This window comes from Roseateles cavernae, from assembly GCF_040187885.1.
GTDB lineage: Bacteria > Pseudomonadota > Gammaproteobacteria > Burkholderiales > Burkholderiaceae_C > Roseateles_E > Roseateles_E cavernae.
In genome coordinates this window covers 297,380-310,640 of record NZ_JBDPLH010000003.1, presented here as the reverse complement: position 1 = coordinate 310,640, position 13,261 = coordinate 297,380, and the positions used below count along the sequence as shown (strand labels likewise).

Below are 13,261 nucleotides of genomic sequence, written 5' to 3'. Positions count from 1 at the left end.
ACACCAAGGACTTCTTGACATCAACACGCGATGCGCGTTGCTGTGTCGCATCGCATCGGACGCGTATCGAAGCCCTCGGAGGTCAGTCGTTGAGGCCTGGATTTGCTTCGCAGGAAAACCCATGCATCAGCGTTTGAGCCGATGAACACTGGCATCGCGGGCGTTGGAGCTTTTCGCGATGCCAGTGCTTGGACTTCAAGACCTTACTGGCAGGCCTCGCAGTCCGGGTTGTCGATCGAGCAGAACTTCATGTCGGTTGCAGGCAACTCTGCCTCGACCGGCGCCGCAGCAACGGGCGCTGCGGGCTGGGCCGAAACAGGTGCCGACAACATCGAAGCGCCTGCGCCGGAGGACACCGAATTGAGCTGGCCCGACTTGGTCACCGTGCTCTTCTCGGCCGACGACGCGCTCATCGTGCGCAGGTAGTAGGTCGTCTTCAGGCCGCGCAGCCAGGCCAGCTTGTAGGTCTCGTCGAGCTTCTTGCCCGAGGCGCCGGCCATATAGATGTTCAGGCTCTGGGCCTGATCTATCCACTTCTGGCGACGGGCGGCAGCTTCGACCAGCCACTGCGTCTCGACCTCGAAGGCGGTCGCATACAAGGTCTTCAGCTCTTCCGGCACGCGGTCGATGCGGCGCAGCGAACCGTCGAAGTGCTTCAGGTCCATCACCATCACGTCGTCCCACAGGCCCAGCTTCTTCAGGTCGCGCACCAGCGATTCATTGATCACGGTGAACTCGCCCGACAGATTGGACTTGACCGACAGATTGCCGAAGCAGGGTTCGATCGAGGCATCGACGCCGATGATGTTGGAGATCGTCGCGGTCGGCGCGATAGCCACGCAGTTGCTGTTGCGCATGCCGTGCTGGACAATCTTGGCGCGCAGCGCATCCCAGTCCAGGGTCGAACTGCGATCCACCTCGACATAGCCACCGCGCTCCTTGGCCAACAGGTCCAACGAGTCGATCGGCAGGACGCCGCGGTCCCACAGCGAGCCGCGATAGCTCGAGTAGCGACCCCGCTCGGCGGCCAGCTCGGTGGAGGCCTGGTAGGCGTAGTAGCAGATCGCTTCCATCGAACGGTCGGCAAACTCGACCGCCTCGTTGGAGGCGTAGGGCGTGCGCAGCGCGTACAGCGCGTCCTGGAAGCCCATCAGACCCAGGCCCACCGGACGGTGGCGCAGGTTCGAGTCGCGCGCCTTCTTGACCGCGTAGTAGTTGATGTCGATCACGTTGTCGAGCATGCGCATCGCGGTCGAGATCGTCTTGCGCAGCTTGTCGTGGTCAATGCCGCCGTCCTTCAGGTGCTGGACCAGATTGACCGAGCCGAGGTTGCAGACGGCGATCTCGCTGTCGTTCGTGTTCAGCGTGATCTCGGTGCACAGATTCGACGAGTGCACGACACCGACATGCTGCTGCGGTGAGCGCACATTGCAGGCGTCCTTGAAGGTGATCCAGGGATGGCCGGTCTCGAACAGCATCGACAGCATGCGGCGCCACAGGTCCTTGGCCGGCATGCGCTTGAACAGCTTGATCTCGCCGCGGTCGGCCTTGGCCTCGTACTCGACATAGGCCTTCTCGAAGGCGGTGCCGAACAGATCGTGCAGGTCCGGGCAGGTCGACGGCGAGAACAGAGTCCAGTCGCCGCCGTCCATCACACGGCGCATGAACAGATCGGGGATCCAGTTCGCGGTGTTCATGTCGTGGGTGCGGCGGCGGTCGTCGCCGGTGTTCTTGCGCAGCTCCAGGAACTCCTCGATGTCCAGGTGCCAGGACTCCAGATAGGCGCAGACCGCGCCCTTGCGCTTGCCGCCCTGGTTGACCGCGACGGCGGTGTCGTTGACCACCTTCAGGAAGGGCACCACGCCCTGGCTCTTGCCGTTCGTGCCCTTGATGTGCGAGCCCAAAGCGCGCACCGGGGTCCAGTCATTGCCCAGGCCGCCGGCAAACTTGGAGAGCAGCGCGTTCTCCTTCAGCGCCTCGTAGATGCCGTCCAGATCGTCGGCCACCGTCGTCAGGTAGCAGGACGACAGCTGCGAGCGACGCGTGCCGGAGTTGAACAGGGTCGGCGTGCTGGACATGAAGTCGAAGCTCGACAGCACTTCATAGAACTCGATCGCGCGGGTCTCGCGGTCGATCTCGTTGAGGGCCAGGCCCATCGCGACACGCATGAAGAAGGCCTGCGGCATCTCGATGCGGACATCGTCGATGTGCTGGAAGTAGCGGTCATACAGGGTCTGCAGGCCGAGGTAGTCGAACTGCAGATCGCGTTCGGCCTTCAGCGCCGCGCCCAGCTTGGCCAGGTCGTACTGCGCCAGCTTCTCGTCCAGCAGCTCGGCCTTGACGCCCTTCTTGATATAGCCGGGGAAATACTCGGCATAGCGGCTCTGCATCTGCTCCTGCGTGATTTCGCCGCCGACCACCTCGCGGCGGATCGTGTGCAGCAGCAGGCGTGCGGTGGCGCGGCTGTAGCCGGGATCCTTCTCGATCAGGGTGCGGGCGGCCAGGATCGAGGCCTTGTACACCTCGTCGATCGGCACGCCGTCATACAGATTGCGCTTGGTCTCGGCCAGGATGGGCTCCGGCTTGACGTCGGCGCCGAGGTTTTCGCAGGCCGAGACGATCAGGCTTTGCAGATGGGCCAGGTCCAGCGGAATGCGCTGGCCGTTGTCGATCACCGTCAGGCCGGACTCCAGCGCGGCGGCCTGAGCCACCTCACCCTTGGCCACGCGCTCCTGGTAGCGGCGCTCGCGATACAGCACATAGGCGCGCGCCACCTCATGGTGACCACCGCGCATCAGGCCCAGCTCGACATGGTCCTGCACATCCTCGATGTGGAAGGTGCCGCCGCTCGGGCGCGAGCGCAGCAGCGCGCGCACCACGTTCTCGGTCAGGCCGTCGACCGTCTCGCGCACGCTGGCCGAGGCCGCGCCGCTGGTGCCATGCACGGCCAGAAAGGCCTTCATCAAGGCCACCGCGATCTTGCTGGGCTCGAACGAGACCACCGCGCCATTGCGACGGATGATCTGGTAGGCCTGATAAGCGGTCTGCTTGGCCGCGCCGGCCGCTGCGGCGGGCGCGGAGGCGGCAGCGGGAGCGTCCGAGCGGGTCTGGGCTGCTGTGCTTTGCATAATTCCTCGTCTGTCTTGTTCGAATCAGAAATGGCAGGTCCGCGACACGCCAGGGGCGGCCATGGATCTGCGTTCGTTATTGCTGTCGTCGGGGCTTGGGGCTGTGCGACTGCGCGAGCCCACCGGGCAGGCCGGCGAGCCCGCCATCGTTCGCATCGCAAGCCAGGCAGAACACGGCGCTGTACCGGTCACGCTGGGCAAGACGACTGCGAAGGGATAGGGCATTTCAGTGCTTTGCCGAGGCTAGAAGGATAGCATGAAGAAACACTATATCTGGGGCTACCCAGCTCTTCAAGCACTACAGCTAGCGTCAAACCCGCATATCGAACCCGGTTGACCGGCGACCCTTCACGCGCTAGCCGCACGCCGCAAAAAGCCTTGCAGGGCCGCCTCGATGCCGCTCGCATCGCGCCAGCACCCAGCATTGATCGGGGTTTGAAATCCGGGGCCCGCGACAGTCGCGGCCTGCAGCGCAAAACCGCCCGCCAGGCCGCGCCAACAAAGGCTTTGTGGACCGCGGCCTCGGTCGGCGCTCAGTCGGCGCTCAGTGGGCGTCGGAGCCCTCGCCATCGCCCGAGGTCGAACCTTCGGTGATGCCCAGCCGTGCCATCCGGTAACGAATCTGACGCAGCGACAAGCCCAGGCTCGCACCGGCGGCCGTGCGATTGAAGCGGTGGCGCTCCAAAGCGCGTAACAAGATGCTTCGTTCGACCTCATCCAGATAAAGGGCCAGGTCTTGCGGCAGCTCGGCCTGGTCGTCGGCCAGGTCGGGCAGCGGCGCCGCCGGCGGCGCCTCCAGCACATCCAGCGCCCCCAGTTGCGAGTCATCCAGCAGCGATTCGGGCAGGCCCAGATCCTCCGCGTCGATCAGCTCGCCACCCGACAGCGCCAGCGCCCGGTGCAGCAGGTTCTCGAGCTCGCGCACATTGCCCGGGAAGGCATAGCGCGCCAGTTGCGACAGCGCCGCCGGTGTCAGCCGCGGCACCGGCGACACGCCGGCATCGCGGGCGATGCGCTCCAGCACCCGTTCGCTGATCGCGGCCAGGTCCTCGATGCGCTCGCGCAGCGGCGGCACGCGGATCTGTATCACGTTGAGCCGGTAGAACAAGTCCTGGCGGAAGCGCCCGGCCGCCACCTCGGCGCTCAGGTCCTTGTGGGTGGCGCTGAGAATGCGCACATTGACCGGCGCCTCGGCCACCGCGCCGACCGGCCGCACCGAGCGCTCCTGGATCGAGCGCAGCAGCTTGCTCTGCATCGCCAGCGGCAGGTCGCCGATCTCGTCGAGGAACAAGGTGCCGCCATGGGCGGCCTGGAAGAAGCCCTCGCGGTCCTCATTGGCGCCGGTGAACGCGCCCTTGCGATAGCCGAAGAACTCGGCCTCCAGCAGCTGTTCGGGAATCGCGCCGCAATTGACCGCGACGAAAGCCTGGCTGCCGCGCACGCTGCTCTCATGGATGGAGCGAGCCACCAGCTCCTTGCCGGTGCCCGACTCGCCCTGCAGCAGCACCGGCGCCATGCTGCGCGCCACCTTCTCGATCAGCGAGCGCACCTGCCGGATCGCGGTCGACTCGCCGGCCAGGCGCTGCAGCGCGCCGGCCGGCGCCGCCGAGGCAGCATCCTCGACGCGCGCGCGCGATGCGGCAGCTGGCGACACGCGCGCCTCGGCCTTCGCCGGCCTGGGCAGCTCGGCCACCGACTGCCGCTCCGACGGCAGCTGCGCCGGCACCACCGAGGGCTGGCTTTGCGGCAGACGCCCCAGCGCCGAGGCGACGACGCTGCGGAACTGGCGCAGATCGACCGGCTTGGTCAGGTAGTCATAAGCACCGGCCTTCAGCGCCTCGACCGCGTTCTCGGCCGAGCCATAGGCGGTGATCACCAGGGCCTTCTCCGGCCGGCCCTGCTGCTCCAGCCAGGCCAGCACATCCAGGCCGCTGCCGTCAGGCAGGCGCATATCGGTGATGACGGCGCTGTAGCGGCGCTGCTGCAGCCGGGCCAGCGCCTCCTCCACCGTGCCGGCGGTCTCCAGCTCATAGCCCTCGCGCAGCAGGGTCAGCTCGTAGAGCGTGCGCAGATCCGGCTCGTCATCGACGACCAGCAGGCTGAAGGCGGGATTGGCAGAGCTCATCAGGAAGAAGCCGGGGCAAGAGGCGCGTCGGCCGGCAGGCGACGCAGGGTCACGACGAATTCATTGCCGCCCAGTGCGGCCGAGCGCTGGCTGCGGTAATCGATGCGCCCGCCATAGCGCTCGCACAACTCGCGGCAAATATACAAGCCCAGGCCCGAACCCCGGCTGCGCGTCGAGAAAAAGGGCTCGAACAGATGGCGCTCGACCTCGGGCGCGATCAGCTCGCCGGCGCTGAACACACCGAGGCTGACCCATTGCTCGGACTGCGCGCGCAGGCTGACCTGCACGCTGCGCGGGCCCGGTGTCGCATGGCGCAGCGCGTTGTCCAGCAGATTGATCAGCACGCGACGCAGATGCTCGGGCTCGAAGCTGATGCGCAGCGCATGAGCCGGCAGGCTCAGGCCCAGCGGGCTGTCCGGGCCTGCCGGCAGCTTGTTGGTGCGGGCCCAGTCCAGGCAGGCCTCGCTGACCAGCGCGCTGGCGTCCACCGGCACCGGCTGCGGCGGCACGCCGGGCGCCACTTCCATCACATCGTCGACGATGCGCTTGAGGCGCTGCACATTGGAGCTGACCATCGCCGTCAGGCGCTGCGACTGCGGGTCGACACAATCCTCGGCCAGCAGCGCATTGGCCTGATCGATGGCGGCCAGCGGATTGCGGATCTCGTGGGCGATGCCGGCCGAGATGCGGCCCATCGCGGCCAGCTTTTCCTGGCGGCTGCGCGCCAGCAGATTGCGCACATCCTCGACGAAGAGCACACACAGGTCTTCGGTGCCATGCACCTCGCGCCGGCGCGTGAAACGCATGCGCAGGCGCAAGGCGCGCCGCTCGACCGCATTGAACACCAGGGCCACATCGCGCCCCTCCTCCGGCCAGCCGCCGGCCGAGAAGGCCTGCTCCACCGCCGCCACCAGCGGCTCCCAGGTCGGCACGCCGCGCAGCTGGAAGGGCGCGGTGCGCACCATCTGCTGCTCGGCCAGCAGGCCGCGCGCGGCCGGATTGGCGGCACGCACATGGCCACGCCTGTCCACCACCAGCACGCCCTCGGCCATCTCGTCGATCACCAGCCGGTTCAGCTGCGCCTGCTGGCGCGCCAGCTCCATGCTGCCGCGCGCGGCGCGCTCCTCGCGCGCCAGCCGGCTGGCCAGCTCGCTGGCCAGCAGCCCGATCACGAAGAAGCCGACGCCGACGAGGCCGGCCTGCGTCATGCGCAGCCCGGCATCGGCGCCCTGCAGCACCGACCACCAGGCCACGCCCAGGGTCATCAGCGCCGCCGCCGCAGCGGTGGCCAGCGCCAGCAGACGCGGTGTCAGCACGCCGGCCATCAGCACCGGCAGCACGAACAGCGCGCCATAGCTGACCCCGGCGCTGCGGTCCAGCGCCAGCAGCAGGCCGAACAGGCCCAGGTCCAGGCCGATGCTGAGCCACCAGCGCGGGCTGCTGAGCCGGGCCAGCGACTGCGCCGAGGCGCCCCGCTGCAGGCGCGGCAACAACCACAGCGCTACCGCCTCGAGCGCATAGACCCCGCTCAGCGCCAGAGTCCAGAACGGGGTCGTCGAACCCAGCAGCGCCGCCAGCGCCTGCGCGCCGACCAGGGCCAGGCCCAGCGCCGCGCGCGCCGCCAGAAAGGCCCGGTACAAGCGCTGGAAGGCGCTGCCACCGGCGTGCGCGAGCCGGCGCGCCTGCTGAAAGAAGAACTGTGAGTCGGCGGCATCGGCGGTGCCGGCCGAGTCGACGCCGGCAGCCGCTTCACCCTCACCTTCGTGCGGCGGGCCGAACCAGGACTGGTCGCGGCCGTCGGCGGCCGGTCCGCGTCGCTCGCTGCGGCGGCGGTCACCACGTCGGCGGTCGGATCCGCGGCGATCCCGGCTCGACCGCGCCTCGCTCATGGCGTCTTGCCGGCCTCATGGGCCGCCCGGTGGGCGGCGCTGCAGAACACCCCGCCGAGCCCGGGCAGGGCCTCGGACTGCGGCAGGTGCAGTCCGCAATGGGCACAGCTGACGATGTGCTGCGGCGCGGCCGGTGGTGCGGGCGGCGCCGGCGGTGGCGCGGGCGGCTTCACACCGGGGCGGCTGCGCTTGAAGCCCAGCATGAAGAACACCAGACCGATGACGAGGATGATCAGCAGGTACTTCATATCAATAGCCCGCGCCGCGTTGCAGCAGCACCTCCAACACGAAACGGGTGCCGGCATAGGCCAGCAGCAGCAGGGCCGCGCCGAAATAAAGCCAGCGCGTCGCGCGCCGGCCGCGCCAGCCGAACACACGCCGGCCGGTCAGCAGCCCGGTCAGCACCAGCCAGCCCAGCATGGACAGCAGATTCTTGTGGTCCCAATGCCATTGCGGCGTGAACCACCAGCCCAGCAGCAAGGCCAGCGACAGCACGACGACCCCGGAGCCGACGAACTGAAAGGTCAGCCGCTCCAGCCGCAGCAGCGGCATGCCCAGCGTCGCCGGCCCCTGGGCGGACTTCAGCCGCATCTGCCGCTCGGCGCGGTTCAGCATCACCGCATGCAGTACCGCAACGCCGAACAGACCATAGGAGGCCAGGCCCAGCACCCAGTGCAGCGGCGCCCAGGGCGAGGCGGCCAGCGGGCGGCTCTCGCCCGGATAGGCCCAGGCCAGCAGCACGGTCAGCGCCGCCAGGCCGGCCAGCACGCGCCGCGCGCCCGGCAGCGGTACGAAGCGGCTCTCGACAAGATAGACCGCCAGCACCAGCCATATCGTCATCGACAGCGCCGGCGCAAAACCGAAGCGGGCGCCAGGTCTTGCCAGGCCGAAGCCGGCGATATCCAGTAACAGGGCCGCCAGATGAACAAGCCAGGCCAGCAGCAGCAGGACGCGCAGGCGGCCCGCACCCGCCCCTGCCGATTCCCGCACGCCGGCGGCCACTGCATAGGCCAGCAAGGCGGCCAGACTACTGAGGCTCAGCAGCATGGCGGGCAGCCCTTCGGACGCAAACGATAAAATCATCGCCACAGTGTACTTTTGCGCGCCCGCCTTGCCGGTCGGTGCGAACCTTGATGGCCTCCAATCTGACCAACCGCCTGAGCCAGCTCGTCAAAACGATGCGTGGCCAGGCCCGCATCACCGAAACGAATGTCCAGGAGATGCTGCGCGAAGTGCGCATGGCCTTGCTGGAGGCCGATGTGGCGCTGCCGGTGGTGCGCGACTTCATCGCCCGGGTCAAGGAGAAGGCGCTGGGCCAGGAGGTGGTGGGCTCGCTGAACCCCGGCCAGGTGCTGGTCTCGGTGGTGCACAAGGAGCTGATCGCGACCATGGGCGAGGGCATCGCCGACATCAACCTCGCCGCCCAGCCGCCCGCCGTGATCCTGATGGCCGGTCTGCAGGGCGCCGGCAAGACCACGACCACGGCCAAGTTGGCCAAGCACCTGATCGAGAAGCGCAAGAAGAAGGTGCTGACGGTCTCGGCCGACGTCTACCGCCCGGCCGCGATCGAGCAGCTGAAGACCGTCACCAAGCAGGCCGGTGCCGAGTGGTTCCCGTCGACCCCCGACCAGAAGCCACATGACATCGCGCTGGCCGCGATCGACTACGCGAAAAAGCATCACTTCGAGGTGCTGCTGGTCGACACGGCCGGCCGCCTGGCCATCGACGAGGCCTTGATGGCAGAGATCAAGGACCTGCATGCGGTGCTGAACCCGGTCGAGACGCTGTTCGTCGTCGATGCGATGCAGGGTCAGGATGCGATCAACACCGCCAAGGCCTTCAAGGATGCGCTGCCGCTGACCGGCGTCGTGCTGACCAAGCTGGACGGCGACTCGCGCGGCGGCGCCGCGCTGTCGGTGCGTCAGATCACCGGCGCGCCGATCAAGTTCGCCGGCGTGTCCGAAAAGATCGACGGGCTGGAGGTATTCGACGCCGAGCGCCATGCCGGCCGCGTGCTGGGCATGGGCGATATCGTCGCCCTGGTCGAGGAGGTCACCAAGGGCGTCGACATGGCGGCGGCCGAGAAGCTGGCCAACAAGCTCAAGAGCGGCGACGGTTTCGACCTGAACGACTTCCTGGCCCAGATCTCGCAGATGAAGAAGATGGGCGGCCTGTCCAGCCTGATGGACAAGCTGCCGGCCCAGATGGCCGCCAAGGCCGGCCAGGGCGATATGGACAAGGCCGAGCGGGACATGAAGCGCATGGAAGGCATCCTCAACGCGATGACCGCCAAGGAACGCCGCCAGCCCAGCCTCCTGATGGACGGCAAGAGCAAGGCCAGCCGCAAGCGCCGTATCGCCGCCGGCGCCGGCGTGCAGATCCAGGAGGTCAACCGCCTCTTGAATCAGTTCGACCAGATGCAGGGCATGATGAAGAAGATGAAGGGCGGCGGCCTGATGAAGATGATGAAGAAGATGGGCGGCATGAAGGGCCTGGGCGGCATGATGCCGCCCGGCATGAAGTAAGCGAACAGGCCGCCCGGCCCGCTCAGGCCAGCAGCACCAGCGGCGCGCAGAGCAACAGCGCCACGCCGCCGCCGCGCTGCAGCCACAGGCCCGCGCCCCACCCCGCCCCGCTGAGCCGTGCGCCCAGCAGTCCGGCGGCGGCGATCAGCAGTGCGTAGAAGCCGATGTTCAGCAGCTCGAACAGCAGGCCCAGGCCCAGAAAGCCGAGCAGCCAGGGCTGCGGCCCCGCGCCGAGGAACAACGGGAAAAAGGCTGCGAAGAACAGCACCGGCTTCGGATTGATCAGCGTCAGCAGCAGGGCCGCGCGGAAGCCGCCGGCGGCGGGCGCCGCCACCGCTGCAGGCGCGGCGCGCAGCATGGCCCAGCCCATCCAGCCCACATAGGCCGCGCCGGCCCAGCGCAGCGCCGTCAGCAGCAGCGGCCATTGGCGCAACAGGGTCGCCAGGCCTAGGCCGGCCGCCGAGATCAGCAGCAGATCGGCGACCACCAGCCCGGCCACCGCCGCCACCGCCCGCCTGCGCGAATGGCGCAGCTGGGCCAGCACCATCAGCATCGCCGGCCCCGGCACCGCAATCACCAGCAGCGCCGCCGAGACGAAGGCGAGCAGGGTCTCAGGCGCGAGCATGGTCGTGCTCCTCGCGCGCCAGCACCTGGGCATGCGCGTCGATCAAGGCATCCAGCCAGGCATCGCTATGCCTGAAGGTCCAGCCCAGCGCGCGCGCACGGTCGGTGTCCATCACATGGGGCGCGGCGTAGTCAAACGCTAGCGGCCCCGGCGCTGCCTGCGGCTGGGCCAGCACCGGCCGCCCGAGCCGGCGCGCGATGCGCTGCTGCAGCAGCGGCGCCGACCACAAGCCCTCGCCCGCCACATTGACCGGCCCCCTGAAGTCCTGGCTGCCCGCCCACAGCAGGACATCCACCACGCCCGGCACATCGATGAAGGAGCTGAGCCCGGCCGCCGTCGCGTGGCGCAGCGGCGCGTCGCCGCGCCATACCAGCTCGACATGCTGGCGCAGCCGGCCGGTGAAATCCTCCGGCCCGCCCAGCACATGCCCCACCCGCAGGCTGGCCCAGGGCAGGCGGGCCCCGCTGCGCGCCAGCACCGCCTCGGCCTGGCGCTTGCCGCGGCCGTAGTGGCGATCGGCAAAGACCGGATCGGTCCAGGGCAGGGCCGAGTCGGTGGGCTCGGCGGCCAGATCCAGATCGGCCTCGCGGTAAGGCCGCAGGACCCGACCATGCAGCGCGTCATAGGCCTCTATCGTCGAGGTCATCAGATAGCGCCCGACCCGCCCGCCGAAGCAGTCGACCGCGATCGCGGCATCGCCCGGGCTGTAGCACATCTGGTCATAGACCAGGTCGTAGCGCGTGCCCTCCCCGAAGACGGCGCGCATCGCCGCCGCGTCACGCCGGTCCACCCGCAGGCGTCGCAGCCGCGCACCGAAAGGGTCGGCCGCGCGGCCACGGGTTGCCAGCGTGACCCGGTGACCGGCCGCCAGCAGCGCCTCGACCAGGCGGATGCCGAAATAGCGTGTGCCGCCGATGACCAAGATGGATTGACTCATGGGGAATCCAGAAAAGTGCAGATGGCCGAAGTTTTCCCTTGATATCACCGGCATGAAAGCGAGAATGCCTGGCCCTGAGACTCAGAAATTCCTGCCCTCACAATGCCTGCAGCCGAACTCTCCAGCCTCGCCGGCCTGATCGACTTCGAGGCAGCTGCCCGCCATGGCGGCTTTCGCGCGGCCGCCGCCGAGCTGCACAAGACCCCGGCCGCGCTGAGCCAGCAGATCAGGCAGCTGGAGCAGGCGCTGGGGCTGGCCCTGTTCGTGCGCCACCCGCGTCACGTCGCGATCACGCCGGCCGGCCGCGAGTTGGCGGCCACGGTGAGGCGCTCGCTGGCCGAGCTGCGCGCCCAGGTCGCGGCACTGCGCCTGGCCCAGGACCCGCATCTGCTGCGCATCTCGACCACGCATTCGCTGGCGATGAAGTGGCTGGTGCCGCGGCTGCACGGCTTTACCGCCCAGCATCCGGCCCTGGATGTCCGCCTCGAAGCCAGCGATCAGCTGGCCGATCTGGACGGCGGCGGCTGCGATCTGGCGCTGCGCTACCAAAGCCTGGAAGGCAGCGCCCCGGACAGTTTCATCTACACCGAACGCCTGGTCGCCGTCTACAGCCCGGCCCTGGCCGGCCCGCAGGCCGAGCTGGCCGCGCTGCTGCGCCAGCCGCTGCTGCACGAAGGCGAACCGGACAGCTGGTTAAGCCTGCTGACATCGCTGGGCTTGCCGACCCGCCATCTGGACTTCTCGCGCGCCTACAGCCATGGCGGTCTGCTGGTGCAGGCGGCTGCGGCCGGGCTGGGCGTCGCGCTGGCGCCCTATGCGCTGGCCCATGAGGACCTGCAGCGCGGCCGGCTGCTGCGCGCGGACACACCCGCGCTGGACTCGGGCTACGGCTACCGCCTGCTGCTCAGCCCGGCCCGCCTGGACGCGGCGCCGCTGCAGGCTTTTGCCGACTGGCTGACGCGCGAGTTCGCGCAGCTGCAGGCCGGCCTGGCCGCAACGCTCAAGCCAGCAGGGCCTGGGCAAACTCCGCCGCGTCAAAGGTCTGCAGGTCTTCCAGCTTCTCACCGACGCCGATGAAATAGACCGGGATGGCGCGCTCGCGCGCGATCGCCGCCAGCACCCCGCCCTTGGCCGTGCCATCGAGCTTGGTGACGATCAGGCCGGTCAGACCCAGCGCATCGTCGAAGGACTTGACCTGGCTCAGCGCGTTCTGGCCGGTATTGCCGTCCACGACCAGCAGGATTTCGTGCGGCGCGTCGGCCTGGGCCTTGGTGATGGTGCGCTTGATCTTCTTGAGCTCCTCCATCAGATGCAGCTGGGTCGGCAGGCGGCCGGCGGTATCGGCCAGCACCACATCGCAGCCGCGCGCGCGGCCGGCCACCACCGCATCGAAGGTCACGGCCGAGGGGTCGCCGCCCTCCTGGCTGACGATCTCGACCTGGGCCCGGTCGGCCCAGACCGACAGCTGCTCACGCGCCGCCGCACGGAAGGTATCGGCCGCGGCCAGCAGCACCTTGGCATTGGCATCGGCCAGATGGCGGGTCAGCTTGCCGATGCTGGTGGTCTTGCCGGCGCCATTGACGCCGACCACCATCATCACGGTCGGGCTGTGCTGCCCCACCGCCAGCGGCTTCTCCAGCGGCCGCAGCAGGTCGGTCAGCGCCTCGATCAGCAGGCCGCGCACGGCGGCCGGATCGGCAGCCTTGGCCTCCTTGACACGGCGCTTCAGATCCTCGAGCAGAAACTCGGTGGCCTTGACGCCGGCATCGGCCATCAGCAGCGCGGCCTCCAGCTCCTCGTACAGCGCGTCGTCGATCTGCGTGCCGGTGAAGACCTGGGCGATGCTGGAGCCGGTCTTGCGCAGCCCTTGGCGCAGCTTGTCCAGCCAGCTCTTGCGCGGCACTTCGGCGGGGGCCGGCGCAACCACGGGCTCGGCCACCACGTCCACCGCCACATTCACCGCCACTGCAGGCGCCTCGGTCGGCGCCGGCGCGGAACCAAACTTCTTCTTGAAGAAACTGAACATCGATAC

At 68.5% G+C, this 13,261-nt stretch carries 10 protein-coding genes; 2 read left to right on the top strand and 8 right to left on the bottom strand.

The window, feature by feature from the left end; genetic code table 11:
* Positions 1-203: 203 nt before the first annotated feature.
* The 5 genes from ABGI63_RS12085 to ABGI63_RS12065 form a co-directional block, all read right to left on the bottom strand.
* Entirely contained in the window at positions 204-3,128 is a 2,925-nt protein-coding gene (locus ABGI63_RS12085) for a ribonucleoside-diphosphate reductase subunit alpha (RefSeq protein ID WP_349742648.1), read from the bottom strand.
* A 544-nt stretch (positions 3,129-3,672) separates the two neighbouring features.
* The gene (locus ABGI63_RS12080) at positions 3,673-5,253 is read right to left on the bottom strand and encodes a sigma-54-dependent transcriptional regulator (protein ID WP_349742647.1); all 1,581 of its coding nucleotides are present in this window, start codon (positions 5,251-5,253) and stop codon (positions 3,673-3,675) included.
* On the bottom strand, positions 5,253-7,142 hold the full coding sequence (locus ABGI63_RS12075) for a sensor histidine kinase (RefSeq protein ID WP_349742646.1): 1,890 nt from the start codon (positions 7,140-7,142) through the stop codon (positions 5,253-5,255). The genes ABGI63_RS12080 and ABGI63_RS12075 overlap by 1 nt, the downstream gene beginning before the upstream one ends.
* Positions 7,139-7,390 (bottom strand): PP0621 family protein, encoded by a 252-nt coding sequence (locus ABGI63_RS12070; RefSeq protein WP_269837963.1) that lies wholly within the window; start codon positions 7,388-7,390, stop codon positions 7,139-7,141. The genes ABGI63_RS12075 and ABGI63_RS12070 overlap by 4 nt, the downstream gene beginning before the upstream one ends.
* A gap of 1 nt (position 7,391) precedes the next feature.
* Positions 7,392-8,189 carry a cytochrome C assembly family protein gene (locus ABGI63_RS12065; protein ID WP_349742645.1) on the bottom strand — a complete coding sequence of 266 codons (798 nt, stop codon included), beginning with the start codon at positions 8,187-8,189 and terminating at the stop codon, positions 7,392-7,394.
* An 86-nt stretch (positions 8,190-8,275) separates the two neighbouring features.
* Here ABGI63_RS12065 and ffh point away from each other — a divergent pair, with 86 nt between their 5' ends.
* Positions 8,276-9,667: a signal recognition particle protein gene (gene ffh / locus ABGI63_RS12060; RefSeq protein ID WP_349742644.1), complete on the top strand. Its 1,392-nt coding sequence runs from the start codon at positions 8,276-8,278 to the stop codon at positions 9,665-9,667.
* 22 nt (positions 9,668-9,689) lie between these two features.
* On the opposite strand, the gene ABGI63_RS12055 is transcribed toward ffh, so the two are convergent.
* Both ABGI63_RS12055 and ABGI63_RS12050 read right to left on the bottom strand, forming a co-directional pair.
* Positions 9,690-10,292 (bottom strand): LysE family translocator, encoded by a 603-nt coding sequence (locus ABGI63_RS12055; protein WP_349742643.1) that lies wholly within the window; start codon positions 10,290-10,292, stop codon positions 9,690-9,692.
* Positions 10,279-11,229, bottom strand: a complete 951-nt coding sequence (locus ABGI63_RS12050) for an NAD-dependent epimerase/dehydratase family protein (protein WP_349742642.1) — start codon at positions 11,227-11,229, stop codon at positions 10,279-10,281. The genes ABGI63_RS12055 and ABGI63_RS12050 overlap by 14 nt, the downstream gene beginning before the upstream one ends.
* A gap of 102 nt (positions 11,230-11,331) precedes the next feature.
* On the opposite strand from ABGI63_RS12050, the gene ABGI63_RS12045 reads away from it, so the two are divergent.
* The gene (locus ABGI63_RS12045) at positions 11,332-12,306 is read left to right on the top strand and encodes a LysR substrate-binding domain-containing protein (RefSeq protein ID WP_349742641.1); all 975 of its coding nucleotides are present in this window, start codon (positions 11,332-11,334) and stop codon (positions 12,304-12,306) included.
* Here ABGI63_RS12045 and ftsY read toward each other — a convergent pair.
* Positions 12,230-13,255: a signal recognition particle-docking protein FtsY gene (gene ftsY / locus ABGI63_RS12040; RefSeq protein ID WP_349742640.1), complete on the bottom strand. Its 1,026-nt coding sequence runs from the start codon at positions 13,253-13,255 to the stop codon at positions 12,230-12,232. The genes ABGI63_RS12045 and ftsY overlap by 77 nt on opposite strands.
* Positions 13,256-13,261: the final 6 nt, after the last annotated feature.